At 70.5% G+C, this 17,115-nt stretch carries 14 protein-coding genes; 5 read left to right on the forward strand and 9 right to left on the reverse strand.

The features are described 5' to 3' along the window. Positions 1–97: 97 nt before the first annotated feature. Positions 98–2,368 (forward strand): transglycosylase domain-containing protein, encoded by a 2,271-nt coding sequence (locus JO379_RS21880; RefSeq protein WP_130879662.1) that lies wholly within the window; start codon positions 98–100, stop codon positions 2,366–2,368. A 90-nt stretch (positions 2,369–2,458) separates the two neighbouring features. Here the strand turns inward: JO379_RS21880 and JO379_RS21885 are convergent, their stop codons facing one another. The 5 genes from JO379_RS21885 to JO379_RS21905 form a co-directional block, all read right to left on the reverse strand. Beyond that, positions 2,459–3,922: a catalase gene (locus JO379_RS21885; RefSeq protein WP_130879663.1), complete on the reverse strand. Its 1,464-nt coding sequence runs from the start codon at positions 3,920–3,922 to the stop codon at positions 2,459–2,461. A gap of 133 nt (positions 3,923–4,055) precedes the next feature. Next, positions 4,056–6,191 carry an ATP-binding SpoIIE family protein phosphatase gene (locus JO379_RS21890; protein ID WP_209516532.1) on the reverse strand — a complete coding sequence of 712 codons (2,136 nt, stop codon included), beginning with the start codon at positions 6,189–6,191 and terminating at the stop codon, positions 4,056–4,058. Between the two features lie 56 nt (positions 6,192–6,247). Then, a complete protein-coding gene (locus JO379_RS21895) occupies positions 6,248–6,922 on the reverse strand; it encodes a class I SAM-dependent DNA methyltransferase (protein WP_130879665.1) in 675 nt (224 codons plus the stop codon). A gap of 128 nt (positions 6,923–7,050) precedes the next feature. After that, positions 7,051–7,737: a cytidylyl-2-hydroxypropylphosphonate hydrolase gene (gene fomD, locus JO379_RS21900; RefSeq protein WP_130879666.1), complete on the reverse strand. Its 687-nt coding sequence runs from the start codon at positions 7,735–7,737 to the stop codon at positions 7,051–7,053. A gap of 111 nt (positions 7,738–7,848) precedes the next feature. Next, positions 7,849–9,243: a class II fumarate hydratase gene (locus tag JO379_RS21905; protein ID WP_130879667.1), complete on the reverse strand. Its 1,395-nt coding sequence runs from the start codon at positions 9,241–9,243 to the stop codon at positions 7,849–7,851. Positions 9,244–9,351: 108 nt separating this feature from the next. Here JO379_RS21905 and JO379_RS21910 point away from each other — a divergent pair, with 108 nt between their 5' ends. Next, positions 9,352–10,869: a ricin-type beta-trefoil lectin domain protein gene (locus JO379_RS21910; protein WP_209516535.1), complete on the forward strand. Its 1,518-nt coding sequence runs from the start codon at positions 9,352–9,354 to the stop codon at positions 10,867–10,869. 104 nt (positions 10,870–10,973) lie between these two features. Here the strand turns inward: JO379_RS21910 and JO379_RS21915 are convergent, their stop codons facing one another. Beyond that, positions 10,974–12,644, reverse strand: a complete 1,671-nt coding sequence (locus JO379_RS21915) for a fumarate hydratase (protein ID WP_130879669.1) — start codon at positions 12,642–12,644, stop codon at positions 10,974–10,976. Positions 12,645–12,821: 177 nt separating this feature from the next. On the opposite strand from JO379_RS21915, the gene JO379_RS21920 reads away from it, so the two are divergent. Further along, on the forward strand, positions 12,822–13,469 hold the full coding sequence (locus tag JO379_RS21920; protein ID WP_209516537.1) for a DUF1707 SHOCT-like domain-containing protein: 648 nt from the start codon (positions 12,822–12,824) through the stop codon (positions 13,467–13,469). Positions 13,470–13,707: 238 nt separating this feature from the next. Further along, on the forward strand, positions 13,708–14,064 hold the full coding sequence (locus JO379_RS21925) for a WhiB family transcriptional regulator (protein ID WP_130879671.1): 357 nt from the start codon (positions 13,708–13,710) through the stop codon (positions 14,062–14,064). A 91-nt stretch (positions 14,065–14,155) separates the two neighbouring features. Here JO379_RS21925 and glpX read toward each other — a convergent pair whose 3' ends face one another. Then, complete coding sequence (glpX, locus tag JO379_RS21930) at positions 14,156–15,187, reverse strand: class II fructose-bisphosphatase (protein WP_130879672.1); 1,032 nt, start codon at positions 15,185–15,187, stop codon at positions 14,156–14,158. A 316-nt stretch (positions 15,188–15,503) separates the two neighbouring features. Here glpX and JO379_RS21935 point away from each other — a divergent pair, with 316 nt between their 5' ends. Beyond that, complete coding sequence (locus JO379_RS21935; protein WP_245382374.1) at positions 15,504–16,034, forward strand: DUF4245 domain-containing protein; 531 nt, start codon at positions 15,504–15,506, stop codon at positions 16,032–16,034. Between the two features lie 73 nt (positions 16,035–16,107). Here the strand turns inward: JO379_RS21935 and JO379_RS21940 are convergent, their stop codons facing one another. Both JO379_RS21940 and JO379_RS21945 read right to left on the reverse strand, forming a co-directional pair. Beyond that, the gene (locus tag JO379_RS21940; RefSeq protein WP_130879674.1) at positions 16,108–16,698 is read right to left on the reverse strand and encodes a malonic semialdehyde reductase; all 591 of its coding nucleotides are present in this window, start codon (positions 16,696–16,698) and stop codon (positions 16,108–16,110) included. A 147-nt stretch (positions 16,699–16,845) separates the two neighbouring features. Beyond that, positions 16,846–17,112 carry an exodeoxyribonuclease VII small subunit gene (locus JO379_RS21945; protein ID WP_209516540.1) on the reverse strand — a complete coding sequence of 89 codons (267 nt, stop codon included), beginning with the start codon at positions 17,110–17,112 and terminating at the stop codon, positions 16,846–16,848. Positions 17,113–17,115 lie beyond the last annotated feature (3 nt).

Here is a 17,115-nt window from a genome sequence, read left to right on the forward strand (position 1 = left end):
CGTGTGTCGAAGCCGTGATCGATGGGCGTTTGGTGCCAGTTGCGGTGTTAGCTTCGTGAGCTGGGTTGGGGGCGGACAGACTGGAGCTACGGGAGAGATGGGCCGAGCGGAAGCGCGACGGGCGCAGGACAGCACCCGCAATGCAAAGGGCAAGAAGCCCAAGAAGACCGGCATACGCCGGTTCTTCACATGGAAGATGCTGCTTGCCTACTTCGTGGCGGTCATCGGGCTGGGGATGGGCGCCTTCCTGGCGCTCTACTTCTACGTCGACGTGCCGAAGGACGGTAACGGCGCGGCCAAGCTGCAGAGCAACGTCTACAAGGACAGCAACGGCAAGGTGCTGGCCCGCATCGGCGAGGTCAACCGCGAGGAAGTTCCGCTCGCGAAGATCCCCGAGCATGTGCAGCACGCCGTGGTCGCCGCCGAGAACAAGAACTTCTGGACCGACCCCGGCGTGGATGTGAAGGGCACCGCCCGAGGCATCTTCAACACCGTCATGGGGCGCGGCAAGCAGGGTGGTTCGACCATCACCCAGCAGTACGTGAAGAACTACTACCTCGACCAGCGGCAGACCGTGACCCGCAAGGTCAAGGAACTGATCATCTCGCTCAAGGTGCAGAAGGAGACCTCGAAGGAGGAGATCCTCGAGGGCTACCTGAACACGAGCTACTACGGGCGTGGCGCCTACGGCATCCAGGCCGCCTCCCGTGCGTACTACCAGAAGGACGTCGGCAGCCTCACCACCGAGGAAGGCGCCTACCTGGCCGCGCTGCTCCAGGCCCCGAGCCAGTACGACTTCGGGCCGGCGGCCACCGACGCCGGCAAGGAGAACGCCAAGCGGCGCTGGAACTACGTCCTCGACAAGATGGTCGAGAAGGACTGGCTGAAGAAGGACCAGCGGCAGGGCATGTCCTTCAAGGACCCGAAGGCGCCGAAGGCGGCCCCGGGTCTGTCGGGCCAGAACGGCTACTTCATCGACGCGGCCAAGCGCGAGGTCATCAAGGCCCTGGAGAAGCAGGGCCGCAAGGAGAGCGACTTCGCCGCCGGCGGCTGGACCGTCACGCTCAGCATCGACCCCAAGAAGCAGGCGGCGCTGGAGAAGGCGGTCAAGGAGCAGCTGCTCGACGACCTGGACACCAAGAGCCGCGAGGTGGACAAGAACGTCCAGGTCGGCGCCGTGTCGGTGGACCCGAAGAACGGTCGCGTCCAGGCGCTGTACGGCGGTCCGGACTACCTCAAGCACTACACCAACAACGCCACCCGCGAGGACTTCCAGCCGGCGTCGACCTTCAAGCCGATCATTCTCGCGTCCGCGTTGCAGAACAAGTCCAGGACGCAGGACAACGAGCCGATCACGCCGAGCACCATCTACGACGGCACCAGTGAGCGGCCGGTCGTGGGCAGCGATGTGCACTTCGCCCCGGAGAACGAGGACGGGTACTCCGAGAAGGCCATCACCGTGCAGAAGGCGATGAACGACTCGGTCAACTCCGTGTTCGCGCAGATGGCCATCGACGTGAAGCTCAACAAGGTCAAGCAGACCGCCGTCGACCTGGGCATGAACGGCAAGCAGGCCGGTTTCGTGGAGGCCCCCGCGATGTCGCTGGGCTCCATGGGCGCGAGCCCGCTCGACATGGCCGCGGTCTACGCCACCCTGGACAACCACGGCAAGAGGGTCACCCCGACCATCCTGAAGTCCGCGTCCCAGAACGGTGTGGAGCTCAAGCGCGACAGCGCGGTCGGCGACCAGGCCGTCTCCCGCAACACCGCCGACGGCGTCACCCGCGTCCTGCGGGGCGTGGTCAACGACGGTACGGCGACCGTGGTGGCCAGCGCCAACTACCCGGTGGCGGGCAAGACCGGTACCTCCGACGACAACAAGTCGGCCTGGTTCGCGGGCTACACCCCGAGCCTCGTCACCACCGTCGGCCTCTTCGGTGAGGGCCCCGGCGGCAAGCAGGTGACCCTCCAGGGCACCGGCGGCGGCGGTCGTGTCAACGGTGGCAAGTACCCGGCCCAGATCTGGTCGGCCTACACGGCGGCCGTGCTCGGTGGCGAGGGCGACGAGGAGTTCGACCTGGACACCGACATCAGCGCCGGATCGATCCAGGCGCCGGCCACGGCTCCCGCGGCGACGCCCACCAAGGGCGCGACGCCGACCCCGACGCCGACGAAGTCCGGCGGCGCCACGGGGAAGCCCACGCCGAACCCGACGAAGACCGGCGGGTCCACGGGCAAGCCGACACCGAACCCGACGAAGATCACCCCGACTCCGCCGAGGCCGCCGACGACGCCCCCGACGTCGACGCCCAGCGGCGGCGGCACCCGCCCCAACGGCGGCACGGAGACCGAGGGCGTCAAGCCCTGATCCGGCCCCTCCACAGCGGAAACACACCACCGGCCGCCGACCTCGTGAAGAGGTCGGCGGCCGGTGGTGTTTCCGAGGGGCCGGAGGAGATCAGCCGCCGTTGACCTCGGTGGCGATCCGGTCGCCGATGTTCTTGTCGATGTTGCGCCAGTACTGCAGTGCGCGGTCCAGTACGGGCCTGCTCACGCCCTGGCGCAGATGACCGGAGACGTTGGAGACCAGCCGGGCGCGCGCGGCGTCGTCGAGGACCTGGCGGACCATTGTGCCCGGCTGGCCCCAGTCGTCGTCATCGCGCCGCAGCCGGTACGCCTCGCGGACCATCTCGCCCGCCGTCTCCCAGCCCGCCGGCTCACCGAAGCGCGCGGTGTCGGCGGCCGGGCCGCCGTAGGAGTTCGGGGCGTACACCGCGCCCGTACGGGCCGGCTCGTAGCGCATCGGGCCGTCCTTCGCGTACGAGCCGAGCGGCGAGTGCGGCCGGTTGGGCGGGAGCTGGGCGTAGTTCGGGCCGATGCGGTAGCGGTGGGTGTCCGGGTAGGAGAACAGCCGGCCGAGCAGCATCTTGTCGGGGGACGGGCCGATGCCGGGGACGAGGTTGGAGGGCTCGAACGCGGCCTGCTCGATGTGGACGAAGAAATCCTCGGGGTTCTTGTTGAGCGTCATCCGGCCGACCTCGATCAGGGGGTAGTCGCCGTGCGGCCACACCTTGGTCAGGTCGAAGGGGTTGAAGCGGTAGTCCGGAGCGTCCTCGAAGGGCATGACCTGGACGTGCATCGTCCAGGAGGGGGCGTTGCCGCTGTCGATGGCCTCGAACAGATCGCGGCGGTGCTTGTCGGCGTCCGAGCCCGCCAGCTCGTCCGCCTCGGCCTGGGTGAGGAAGTCGATGCCCTGGTCGGTCTTGATGTGGTACTTGACCCAGAACTTCTCGCCGCCCGCGTTCACCCACATGTAGGTGTGCGAGCTGTAGCCGTTCATATGGCGCCAGGTCTTCGGGATGCCGCGGTCGCCCATCAGCCAGGTGACCATGTGCGCGGACTCCGGCGACAGCGTCCAGAAGTCCCACTGCATGTCATTGCTGCGCAGCCCGGTCTGCGGGTGGCGCTTCTGGCTGCGGATGAAGTCCTGGAACTTCTGCGGGTCGCGGACGAAGAAGACGGGGGTGTTGTTGCCGACCAGGTCGTAGTTGCCGTGCTCGGTGTAGAACTTCAGCGCGAAGCCGCGCGGGTCCCGCCAGGTGTCGGGGCTGCCCTGCTCGCCCGCCACGGTCGAGAAGCGGGCCAGCATCTCGCACCGCTTGCCGGGCTGGAACAGATCGGCCTTCGTGAACTGGCTCACGTCATTGGTGACTTCGAAGACGCCGTAGGCGCCGCCGCCCTTGGCGTGCACCACCCGCTCGGGGACCCGTTCGCGGTTGAACTGGGCCATCTTCTCGATCAGGTAGTGGTCCTGCAGCAGGATGGGGCCGTCCGGGCTGACGGTGAGCGAATGCTCGTCGCTCTCCACCGGGATGCCTGCGTTGTTGGTGGTGTACGGGACCTGTTGCGCGGAGTCGGTCATGCGACGCCTCCCATCGCGGGGCGATGCCAGATGGTGAGGGCGTCGTTCCGCCCTCCACCTCAGCAGTCAACCCCGCCGACGACCTGTCGGCAACAGGAGTCTGGACACTGTCCAGAACTCCACCGCCACCGGCTCAGCGCGCATGGCCCGGCAGCGCCAGCTCGAACCACACCACCTTGCCCGTGCTCAGCCGGGTGGCCCCCCACCGGCGGGCCAGCTTGTTCACCAGGTACAGCCCCCGGCCGCCCTCGTCCGAGGGCCGGGCCTGCCGCAGCCGTGGCAGTTGCGGCACGTCGTCACCGACCTCGCAGCGCAGCACGTCCGTACGGAGCAACCGCAGGGTCACCGGCCGCTCCGCGTACCGCACGGCATTGGTGACCACCTCGCTGACCAGCAGCTCCACGCTGTCGGTCAGCTCCTCCAGCCCCCAGCGGGTCAGCGCCCGCCGCGCCAGCCGCCGGGCCTGGCCGGCCGTCTGCGGGCGCGGGTCGAGGAACCAGTACGCCACGTCGCTCGGCGCGATGCCCTCGAAGCGGGCCGCGAGCAGCGCGATGTCGTCGTCCCGGTCGCCGGGGCCGAGCATGCCGAGGACCTCGTCGCACAGCGGCTCCAGCGGCGGCGGGTTCGGACCCGTCAGCCGGGCCGTGTCGATCAGCCGCTCGCGCAGCTGCTCTATGCCCGTCCACACGTCCCGGATCCGGGACTCCACCAGGCCGTCCGTGTACAGCAGCAGCGTCGCCCCGGCCGGCGCGTCCAGCTCCACGGCCTCGAAGTCCACCCCGCCCACGCCGATGGGCGCGCCCGGCGGGACGCGCAGCACCTCGGCCCGCCCGCCGCGGTGCAGCAGGATGGGCGGGGGATGACCGGCGTTGGCGATCACGATGCGGTGGGCGACCGGGTCGTACACCGCGTACAGGCAGGTGGCCATGCGGTCGCTGCCCAGGCGCTGCGCCTGCTCGTCGAGGTGGTGCAGCACCTCGGCCGGGGGCAGATCCAGCCCCGCGAGGGTCTGCGCGGTGGTGCGCAGCTGGCCCATGATCGCCGCGGAGGTCATGGAGTGCCCCATGACATCACCGACGACGAGCGCCACCCGGTTGCCGGGGAGGGGGATCGCGTCGTACCAGTCGCCGCCGACCCGGGCGGTCTCGGCCGCCGGGAGATAGCGGCTGGCGAGCCGGACCCCGGTCGGCTGGGGGAGGGAGTCGGGGAGCATCGTGCGCTGGAGCTCGTCCGCGATGTAGACCTCGCGGCCGTAGAGCACGGCCTTGTCCACACCGAGGGCGGTGTGGGTCGCCAGCTGGGCCGCGACCAGCAGATCGTCGCCTTCGAAGGCGGCCCGGTCCGCCCGGCGTATGAACACCGCCGCGCCGATCACGCGGCGGCGGCCGCGCAGCGGCGCGAGGATCGTGCGCTGCCGGTCGGGGACGTCCTGCTCGTCGCCCAGCAGCTCGGGGAGCGCCGCCCGGGCGGCGGAGGAGTCACCGAATACGGGCCTGACCCCTCGCAGCACCTCCGCGAGCGGCCCGCCTATCCGCACCTCGCAGCGCTCGGCCGCGCCGCCCGCGAGGTCGGGGACGGGCTCGGCCCGCTCCTGCGGGGCGTCCGGGTCCTCCGGGCCGCGCACATGCTCGGGCAGTTGGTCGGTGCGGCGCAGCCGCAGCACGACGGGCCCGACGGGCCGCTCGTCACCGACCGGCAGCGGGTCGCGCAGATAGACCAGGATGGCGTCCGCGAAGGTCGGCACGGTCGCCCGGCACAGCCCCAGCACGATCTCGTCCAGGTCGATGCCGCGGGCGATCCGCCGGGTGGCGGCGCCCACGAACCGCAGCCGCTCCCCGCCGGTCGTCCCGGCGGGTCCCTTGCCGGCACCCCCGTCCCCGTCCGCGCCGCCGGAGGCCGGTCTTTCGGGGCCGCCGGGCAGGGCGGTGCCCCGGTCCGTGCCGCCCTGTGCGGCGGCCCCACGGGCCGCCTCCGGGCCGCCGGGGCGGGGCACGGCGCGGCGGGGCGCACCCGGCTCGGGGTGCGCCTCACCGCGCGCCCTGGCGCGTGGGGCCGAGGCCGCCGCGCCGGGGTCGCGCGCCGGGCGCGGCGAGGCCGGCTCGGGGCCGTCGTGGCCGGGGAGCCGGTCGAGCGCGGGGGACTCCGCGCGGCGCGTGCCCTCCGGCTCGTCCGCGACCGCCCGGGCGCGGCCCGGTTCCGGGGCGGGGACGGCGGACTGCCGGACCTGCGCGGTCCGCTGTCCTCCGTGGGAGTTGGGATGCTCCGTCACGTGTGGGGTTCCATCCGTCGGGGCCGTACGCCCAATCGCAGGGGGCGCACCGTGGATCAGGCGCGTCGCAGATTGAGGAAGAGCTGGATCTCGGGTGGTACGTCCGTACTCGCGGGGGCGTACGCCGGCGAGCTCTCCCCGGTGATCTCGAAACCCGCCTCGCACACGACCTGGCGCAATTCGTCCCGCAGGTAACCGGATACCCGGATCGTGTTGCCCAGGAACGGAATCGCGAAGTCGTCCACGTCCGCTTCCACCATCGAGAGCGCCAGCAGCCCCCCGGGCCTCAGCATTCCGTACAGCATCCGCAGCGCGTGCGGAATTTCGGGGCGCGGCAGCATCAGCAGGGCGAAGAAGGCGGCGATGCCGTCGAAGGTGCCGAGCCGTCCGTCGCGCAGCTCGGCCAGGTCGCCGAGCCGGAAGTCGGCGCCGGGGACGTTGTCGCGGGCGAGTTTGAGCATGCCGGGCGAGAGGTCGACGCCCAGGACGTGGTGACCGGCGTCGGTGAGCTGGCGGGCGGTCGGCAGGCCCGTGCCGCAGCCGAGGTCGAGGATCCGGGAGCCGGGCGGAAGCTCGGCCGCCAGCCAGGCACCTGCCTCCAGCTGGCCCTCCTTGTGCGGGAAGGCATCGTCGTAGCGGACGCCGATGTTGTCGAACGCCTCGGCCTGTCCGCTGCGGTCCAGCCCTAACCGGGCGTAACCGTCGTAGTCCCGCTCGTCGTCACCGCTCACGGCTCCGCCCTTTCTGCGACTGTCGTCTGTGACCAGCTGTCACATGCCGTGCTCTGATCGTGCCGTGCTGCTGTGCAGTATCGCGGAGGCCGATCCTACGGTTGTCCCACGGGGAGACATCAAGCGGTTCACGCGCCCAGACGCGCCGGGGTGCGGTCCCAGTCGTCCGGGAGCGTCGGCACCGTCCACGCCGGGTCGGGCCGCCAGTCCTCCCAGCCGGAGGCGAACGGCGCGCCCCAGGTCTCGATCCGCTCGATGGCCGCCAGCCCGGCCGCCCGCACCCGCTCGGCCTGGGCGGCGGACATCAGGCCCGCTCGCTGGGCCTGCGCGAACTCGTCCTCGTCCTTCCATTCCCAACTGCGGTCGGGGTAGACGGCGATGTCCAGGAAATGGTCCTCGGAATCGACTCCGCCGGCCCACCGGGCGAGGGGCTCCTCGAGGTTCACGTACCAGTTCTTGAACTGCCAGCCCGGATCCCAGAAGAGCCAGACCGACCAGGCCTCGCCGGGCCGGGCGAGCTTGAGGACTCCGGTGCCGAACCAGCGGGACGTCGTGGTGGTGCGCGGCTTGGTGTACCGGGTGGCCAGCGGCTCACGGTGCACGGGGGTGCCGTCGGCGAGCAGCGGCTTGACGCAGTCGGTGCCGGGGGCCATCCAGACGGCGAGCAGGTCCTCGGTGTCCTGGACGACGGTCACCGGACGGCAGATGTGGACACGGTCGGTGGCATTGCCCCGATAGCGCCAGAGGATGTGGTCCCCCGGCGCCCAGGGGGCGGTGCCTGCCGTGCCCGTCGTTTCCACCGTGTCCGCTGTCATGCGCAGATCTTAGGTGCCTCGCCCACCGATGCGCCGTGATGTGCGCCGCAAAAGGTCCGGTCCAAGCATCCGGGTTGACGCCTGGCGCGGGGACATCGTGGCAGGTGGGGGCTACGGGCGCGTCATCCGCAGCACATCGAGCGCCGCGTCGAGCTGTTCCCTCGTCAGCAGTCCGCGATCGACGTAGCCGGACTCCAGGACGACCTCCCGGATCGTCTTCTGTTCGGCCAGTGACTTCTTGGCCACCTTGGCCGCTTCCTCGTATCCGATGTAGCGGTTCAGGGGGGTGACCACCGACGGCGAGGACTCGGCGTAGGCGCGGGCCCGCTCGGCGTTGGCGGTGATGCCGTCGACCGTGCGGTCGGCGAGCAACCGGGAGGCGTTCGCGAGCAGCCGTACGGACTCCAGGAGGTTCTTCGCCATGACCGGGAGCATCACATTGAGCTCGAAGTTCCCCGCGGCGCCCGCCGTGGCCACGGTCGCGTCGTTGCCGATCACCTGGGCGGCCACCATGAGGACGGCCTCGGGAACCACCGGGTTGACCTTGCCCGGCATGATCGAGGAGCCCGGCTGGAGGTCGGGGAGGTTGATCTCGGCGAGGCCGGTGCGCGGACCGGAGGCCATCCAGCGCAGGTCATTGGCGATTTTGGTGAGGCCGACGGCGATGGTGCGCAGCTGGCCGCTGGTCTCCACCAGACCGTCACGGGCGCCCTGCGCCTCGAAGTGGTCACGGGCCTCGGTCAGCGGCAGACCGGTGGTGCGGGCCACTTCGGCGATGACCGCGGCGGAGAAGCCGGGCGGGGTGTTGATGCCGGTGCCGACGGCCGTGCCGCCGAGGGGCAGTTCGGCCAGCCGCGGCAGCGAGGAGCGCAGCCGCTCGACGCCGTAGCGGACCTGGGCGGCGTAACCGCCGAACTCCTGGCCGAGCGTCACCGGGGTGGCGTCCATCAGATGGGTGCGGCCGGACTTCACGACCTCCGCGAACTCCGCGGCCTTGCGCTCCAGCGCCGCCGCGAGGTGGTCGAGCGCCGGGACGAGATCACCGGTGACGGCCGCCGTCGCCGCGATGTGGATGCTGGAGGGGAACACGTCGTTGGACGACTGCGACGCGTTGACATGGTCGTTGGGGTGCACATCACGGCCGAGCCGCTCGGTGGCGAGGGTGGCGAGGACCTCGTTGGTGTTCATGTTGGACGACGTGCCCGAGCCGGTCTGGAAGACGTCGACGGGGAAGTGGTCGTCCCAACGGCCCTCCGCGACCTCGGCGGCGGCCGCCTCGATGGCCTCCGCGACGTCCTTGTCGACCACGCCCAGCTCGGCGTTGACCTTGGCCGCGGCGGCCTTGATCCGGGCCAGCGCCTCGATGTGCGAGCGCTCCAGCCGCTGTCCGCTCAGGGGGAAGTTCTCCACCGCCCGCTGTGTCTGGGCCCGCCACTTGGCGTGCGCGGGGACACGGACCTCTCCCATGGAGTCGTGCTCGATCCGGTACTGATCACTGTCGGTCATCGTTGCTTACCTCCTGACAAACAAAGCGTTTGTCTCGTTCACAGTGTTCCCAAAAGCACTTACCGACTAGTAAATACCGCGAGTAACAACTGAAACCGGGGAGGCTTCATGACACGCAGACCCACCCTGCGCTGTACCCTCGCCGCCGTCGCCGCGTTCGCCGCGGCGCTCGGCGGGGTGGCCGCGACCGGGCCCGCCGCGCAAGCGGCCCCGCGCACCACCGCCTCGACCCCCCTCACGCCCGAGCTCGAGAAGGTCCGCGCGGCCGAGGCCACGAAGCTCTACGGCAGCGCCGCCGAGCGGCCGCTCGAACAGCGCAAGACGTCACTCGTCTCGCTGGGCGACAGCGAGATATCCGGCGAAGGGGTCGGCACGTACGAGCCCGGCACCAACGGCCCCGACAACTGGTGCCACCGCTCGCCCGACGCCGCCATCCACCGCACGGCGATACCCGCCGACGTCACCTACAACGTCGCCTGCTCCGGCGCCTACACCGGCAACATCCGGATCGGCGGCAGCAAGCAGTACGCGGACGAGCTGGTCCAGAGCGACAACCTCGCGGTCAAGGCCCGCAACACGCGCGTGAAGGTGGTGCTGCTGGTCGCCGGGGCCAACGACGACCTGCAGTTCGGGCCCGTCATCACCGACTGCGTCACCCGCTATCTGACCCTCCAGGGCCCCTGCGAGCCGAAGTACGCCCCCGGCTGGCAGTCCCGCGTCGACGCCCTCGTGCCCAAGGTCGAGCAGACCGTACGGGACCTGCGGACCGTCATGAAGGACGCGGGCTACGCCGACAGTGACTACAAGCTCGTCGTCATGGGCTACCCGAGCCCCATCGGCCCCGACATCGAGGACAACCCGAACTTCCCCGGCAAGCTCCCCGGCGGCTGCGTCGGCTACACCTCCGACTCCGCCTGGGGCCGCAACACCGCCGTCCCCGCCTTCGAGCGCGGCATGCGGCGCGTCGCCAAGAACACCGGCGCGCTCTACCTCGACAACTCCCGTCTCTTCCACGGCCACGAGGTGTGCATGGAGGACACCTGGGCGCGCGGCCTCTACGTCGACCTCGCCAACCCCTTCCCGCCGAACGCGAACTCCGTACGGCAGTCCTTCCACCCCAACGCGCGCGGTCACGGCGCCTTCGCGTCCTGCCTCACCCAGCTCTACCGGTCCGGTCTCCGGGAGGCCGGCTGCGCGGACCCGGCGAGCACGGGGACGCCCGCGCTGTACCCGGGCGGCTGGGACGACGCATACCGGCCACTGAAGAACGCGGCGACGGGCGCGTGCGTGGACGCCTACGGTGCGGCCACGGCCAACGGCACCCAGGTGGGCGGCTGGCCGTGCAGCGGCAGCCGCAACCAGGAGTGGTGGTACGACGCGGGGCAGAAGTCACTGCACTCCGCGCTGACGCACGACCGGTGCGTGGATGTGCCGGGGGGCGCGTATCGGGCGGGTACGGCGCTGGCGTTGTGGAACTGCCACGGTGGTGGAAACCAGCAGTTCGTACGGTCCGCCGAGTCGATCCGCCCGGCGGCGGCGCAGGACCTGTGTCTGACGCTGGGGTCGGCCAAGGACGCTCTGCGTCTGCAGAAGTGTGACGGTGCGGCGAACCAGCGCTTCGCGTAGCCCCACCCCGCCCCTTCCCGAAACCGGGGCTCCGCCCCGGGCCCCGGTCCTCAAACGCCGGACGGGCCGGCATTCAGCCCGTCCGGCGCTCGAGTCCCGCAGGGTTACTGCTGACGCACCGGGATCGCCGTGAACGTCGGCGTCGTCGGGGCCGGGTCGACGAAGAAGTCGTTGCCCTTGTCGTCCACGACGATGAACGCCGGGAAGTCCTCGACCTCGATCTTCCAGACCGCCTCCATGCCGAGCTCCTGGTACTCCAGGACCTCGACCTTCTTGATGCAGTCCTGCGCCAGGCGGGCCGCCGGGCCGCCGATCGAGCCGAGGTAGAAGCCGCCGTGCGCGTCGCACGCGTCGGTGACCTGCTTGGAGCGGTTGCCCTTGGCGAGCATGACCTTGGAGCCGCCCGCCGCCTGGAACTGGTCGACGTAGCTGTCCATGCGGCCGGCCGTGGTCGGGCCGAAGGAGCCGGAGGCGTAGCCCTCGGGGGTCTTGGCCGGGCCCGCGTAGTAGACCGGGTGGTCCTTCAGGTACTGCGGCATCTCCTCGCCCGCGTCCAGCCGCTCCTTGATCTTCGCGTGGGCGATGTCGCGCGCCACGACCAGCGGGCCGGTCAGCGAGAGCCGGGTCTTGACCGGGTACTTCGTCAGCTCGGCGAGGATCTCGTCCATCGGACGGGTCAGGTCGATCTTGACGACCTCGCCGGCCTCGTCCAGGTGCTCGTCCGTGGTCTCGGGCAGGAAGCGCGCCGGGTCGGTCTCCAGCTGCTCCAGGAAGACGCCCTCGGCGGTGATCTTGGCGACCGCCTGGCGGTCGGCCGAGCAGGAGACGGCGATGGCGACGGGCAGCGAGGCGCCGTGGCGCGGCAGCCGGACCACGCGGACGTCGTGGCAGAAGTACTTGCCGCCGAACTGGGCGCCAATGCCGATCTTCTGCGTCAGCTCGAAGACCTTCTCCTCCAGCTCCTTGTCCCGGAAGCCGTGACCGGTGGGGGAGCCCTCGGCGGGCAGCTCGTCGAGGTAGTGCGCGGAGGCGTACTTCGCGGTCTTGAGCGCGAACTCCGCCGACGTGCCGCCGACGACGATCGCCAGGTGGTACGGCGGGCACGCGGCCGTGCCCAGCGAGCGGATCTTCTCCTCCAGGAACTTCATCATGGAGGCCTCGTTGAGGACCGCCTTCGTCTCCTGGTAGAGGAAGGACTTGTTGGCCGAGCCACCGCCCTTGGCCATGAAGAGGAACTTGTACGCGCCGCCGTCGGTCGCGTACAGCTCGATCTGCGCGGGCAGGTTCGAGCCGGTGTTCTTCTCGTCCCACATGGTCAGCGGGGCCATCTGCGAGTACCGCAGGTTGAGCTTGGTGTAGGCGTCGAAGATGCCGTGCGAGAGGGCCTTCTCGTCGCCGCCCTCGGTCAGCACGTTCTGGCCGCGCTTGCCCATGACGATCGCGGTGCCGGTGTCCTGGCACATCGGCAGCACGCCCGCGGCCGCGATGTTCGCGTTCTTCAGCAGGTCGAGCGCGACGAACTTGTCGTTCGGGGACGCCTCGGGGTCGTCGAGGATCCGGCGCAGCTGCGCGAGGTGCGCCGGGCGCAGGTAGTGCGAGATGTCGTGCATCGCCTCGGCGGCCAGCTTCCGCAGCGCCTCCGGCTCGACCTTGAGGAACGTACGGCCGTCGGCCTCGAAGGTGCTCACACCCTCGGCGGTCACCAGACGGTACGGCGTGTCGTCCTCGCCCAGGGGCAGGAGATCCGTATAGGCGAACTCAGACTGGGCAGACATTGCGGCGATTCCTCACTGGGCAGGCAACGGTGGCTGGCATCCTCGACAGCGCCCTCCAGCCTAGGACGCTCCGCCGGTGACCGGTTGGTGAGGTAAGGCTCACTTCGCGGTGCGCGGCGCGGGCCCGCCCTCGTGCGCCCCTGTCGCGACCTATCGCGTGTGGCTAGGGTGGCGGCCGTGGACGAGTCTGCCGAAAAGCCGGTGTCAGTGACCAAGGGCGCCGAGCCCGCCCCCGCGCTGCGCGCCTCCGACGCGGACCGGGACCGGACCGCGGACATCCTGCGCGAGGCGCTGGCGGAGGGGCGGCTCACCGCGGAGGAGCACGCCGAGCGGATCGGCGCGGTGTACCGGGCGAGGACCCACGCCGAGCTGGAGCCGCTGGTGCGCGACCTGCCCAAGGGGCGGCGTCCCGCGCCGGGCGGCCCGCTGCCTTATCCCTACCCCGTCCCGTCGGCCGCCACCGAGAACCTCGTCGCCGTCTTCGGCGGCGCGGCCCGCAAGGGCCGCTGGCGGGTCGGGCCCCGGACGAACGCCTTCGCGCTGTTCGGCGAGGTGGAGATCGACCTGTCCGAGGCGCTCTTCACCCAGCGGGAGATCGTGATCAACGCCACCGCGGTCTTCGGCGGCGTCGACATCAAGGTCCCGGAGAACGTCTCGGTGCGCTCCGCCGGCACCGGCGTCTTCGGCGGTTTCGACGTGCGGACCCACGAGGCCGACGACCCCGACGCGCCGGTCGTGCTGGTCACGGGCTTCGCCCTCTTCGGCGCGGTGGAGGCCAGGGCGCGACGCGGCAGGCGCGTCAGGAACCTCCTCGCGCGCGGCTGATCGCACGACCTGGTCGCGCCGCCCCTGCGTGCCCTGTGACGTGGGGCGACAGGCGTCGGCGGGCGCGCTACGCGGCTTATCGCGTTCCGGTCATGACAACGGTGTGAATAAGAGCGCGCACAGCGGGTAAAGCTTGGTGCATCGTCTCTCGTACGGCTGCGGGTGCGAATGGTCGTGCGCAGTGAGACGGGCAAAGGTGACTCAATCGGCCCAGCAAAGCCGTCGTCAGGAGTAGACCGTGCTGCTACCGCATCAGCCCCGGCAGGAAGCCGCCGTACCGTCTCAGCGGATCGCCGCTCGGGATCAGGCCGGCCCCTGGCATTCGGAGGCGGTGTGCCGCCGGGATGAAGCCGGATTGTTCTTCGCACCATCCAAGGAACCCACGGCCGCGCGCCTGTCACGGGAAGAGGCCGCGAAACGCGTCTGCGCCCGCTGCCCGGTGATGGTCGCCTGCCGGGAGCACGCGCTGCTCCAGCCCGAGCCTTATGGGGTGTGGGGCGGGCTGACCGCGGCCGAGCGCAGGGTCGTGCTCGCGAGGCGCCGGCGGCGGGACGCGGAGCTCCAGCGTTCCGCACGGGTCGCCGCCGCGGGCTGAGCGCGGACACATACGGGCCGGGCCCCGCCGGAAGCGGCGGGGCCCGGCCCGTATGTGCGCGGGGATGGCGGGCCCGGTCGGCCCGCCGCGATCAGCTCGGGCGCTCGAAGTCCACGGTGCTGTACGCGCGCAGCTTCGACAGCCGGTGCGTGGAGTCGATCTGCCGGATGGTGCCGGACTTGGAGCGCATGACCAGCGACTGCGTGGTCGCGGTCTCCGCGCGGTAGCGCACGCCGCGCAGCAGCTCGCCGTCGGTGATGCCGGTGGCGACGAAGAACACGTTGTCGCCGCTGACGAGGTCGTTGGTGTGCAGGACCTGGTCGAGGTCGTGGCCCGCGTCGAGCGCCCGCTGACGCTCCTCGTCGTCCTTGGGCCACAGCTTGGTCTGGATCGTGCCGCCGAGGCACTTGATCGCACAGGCCGCGATGATGCCCTCGGGCGTACCGCCGACACCGAGCAGCAGGTCGATGCCGGTGCCCTCGCGGACGGCCATGATCGCGCCGGCCACGTCGCCGTCGGAGATGAACTTGATGCGGGCGCCCGCCTCGCGGATCTCCTTGACGATGCCGTCGTGACGCGGGCGGTCCAGAACGACGACTGTCACGTCCTCGGGCGAGGAGTGCTTTGCCTTCGCGACGCGACGGATGTTGACCGCCACGGGGGCGTTGATGTCGACGTAGTCGGCCGCCTCGGGGCCGGTGACCAGCTTGTCCATGTAGAACACGGCGGACGGGTCGAACATGGAGCCGCGGTCGGCGACGGCCATGACGGAGACGGCGTTGGCCATGCCCTTGGCGGTCAGCGTCGTGCCGTCGACCGGGTCCACGGCGACATCGCACTCCGCGCCGGTCCCGTCACCGACCCGCTCGCCGTTGTAGAGCATCGGGGCGTTGTCCTTCTCGCCCTCGCCGATGACGACGACACCGTTCATGGAAACAGTGCCGATCAGGGCCCGCATGGCCTTGACCGCGGCGCCGTCGGCGCCGTTCTTGTCACCGCGGCCCACCCAGCGGCCCGACGCCATGGCGCCCGCCTCGGTGACCCGGACGAGCTCGAGTGCGAGGTTGCGGTCGGGGGCCTCGGGGCTGACCTCGAGCTGGGACGGCAGGTGATGATCGGTCATCGGAACGCACCTTTCTGTACGGCGACGGCCGTGGGACCTCTGTCCCGTAAGGGCCAGGAGGGTGAGGGTGCTGATGACTTTATCGGTTCATTGCGAGAGTGAGCAGAGCGCCCCACGCATGAGCGGCGTCAAGGTGGCGATGCGGTTGCGAACGATGGCCGGATGACGCGCGACACGCATCCGCTACGCCGCCGGCCCTCGCCGGGCCGACCGCCACCGCGCGCCCGGCCGGGCACCGCCGTCAAGATCGGCGGGGGCATGGGGGACGATAGGGGGCGTGGCAGGTAGGAACGGTAAGACGCAGACCATCCGGAACATGATGCTGTCGATGGCGGTGGTCATCCCCGTGGCGGTAGTCAGTTATCTCTTCATCCCGCACAACGAGGACCACGACCCCATCAAGACGGTCGGTTACCACGTGGAGCTGGACCAGGCCCGGCGTGCGGCGCCGTACGCGGTGGCCGCTCCCGAGGGGCTCGACAAGGACTGGCGCGCGACCTCGGTCTCGTACCAGGCGCGCACCGAGGACGGCTCGGTCTGGCACCTGGGCTTCCTCGACCCGCAGCGGCAGTACGTCGCGGTCGAGCAGAGCGACGGCCCGGCGCGCGGCTTCATCAGCAAGGTCAGCCAGCGTGCCGAGAAGACGGGCAAGTCGGAGCGGGTGGGGAACGCCACCTGGCAGCGCTACGAGGGCGAGAAGTACAACGCCCTGGTGCGCGAGGAGCACGGGGTGACCACGGTGGTCACGGGCACCGCCTCGCACGAGCGGCTCATGGAGATGGCCGCCGCGCTCAAGGCCGAGAAGGCCCCGAAGGCCGGGGCATCGGGCTCCGGGCCTTCGAACTGAGCGCGACGGCCGGCGGCCCGCCCGCCTGGGGGGGTAGGCGGACGGGCGCGGGTCTGCCGTCGGGGGGAGACGGTCAGACGGTCGTGACGACCTGGTCGTAGGCCAGGCGCGGCGAGCGGGGGTGGCTGGCGTCGACGCCCGGCTTGCCGATGTTGATCACCATCAGCGGCGTGTGGTCGTCGTCCAGGAACTCCTTCTGGACACCGGCGAAGTCGAAGCCGGTCATCGGGCCCGCGGCCAGACCGGCGGCGCGGACGCCCAGGATGAAGTAACCGGCCTGGAGGGCGCCGTTCAGCGCGGCGGACCCCTCGCGGGCGGGGCGCTCGGAGAAGAAGAGGTCCTTCGCCTGCGGGAAGTGCGGCATCAGGTGCGGCAGCTCCTCGTGGAACTCGTTGTCCGTGGCGAGGATCGCGACCAGCGGCGCGGTGCGGGTCTTGGGGCGGTTGCCCTCGGCCATGTGCGACACGAGGCGCTCGCGGGCTTCCTCGGAACGGACCAGCACCACGCGCAGCGGCGTCGAGTTGAACGCGGTCGGCGCGTACTTGACCAGGTCGTAGATGGCCTGGACCTGCTCGTCGGACACCGGCTCGTCGGTGAAGGCGTTGGCCGTGTGGGCCGCTCGGAAGAGCAGGTCCTGGGCGGCGGCGTCGAGTGCGAGAGTCATGCGGGACACACCTTCTGTTGCGAACAGGGTTTCGGGCTTGTTCGAGCTGATGGCACCACTGTACGCGAGGTGTATGAAGTTTCAACTAAAAAGTGGGGATCCGTGACGGGCCTCACATGACCCTGCCGATGTGGGCGATCGTCGCTCTCAGCTCTCCTCGGCGGACGGTCCGCCCTCGGATTCCGCCAGTGCCGCGTCGAGCCGCGCCCGCGCACCGTCCAGCCAGCGGCGGCACACCTTCGCCAGCGCCTCGCCCCGCTCCCACAGGGCCAGCGACTCCTCCAGCGACGTACCACCGGCCTCCAGACGGCGGACGACTTCGATCAGCTCGTCCCGCGCCTGCTCGTACCCCAGGGCGTCGTCCTCCGCCCCCGGAGCACCCTCGTTCCCGTCCATCGCACCCGTCTTCGCCATGTG

The sequence above is a fragment of the Streptomyces syringium genome (assembly GCF_017876625.1).
In the GTDB taxonomy this organism is placed as follows: domain Bacteria; phylum Actinomycetota; class Actinomycetes; order Streptomycetales; family Streptomycetaceae; genus Streptomyces; species Streptomyces syringius.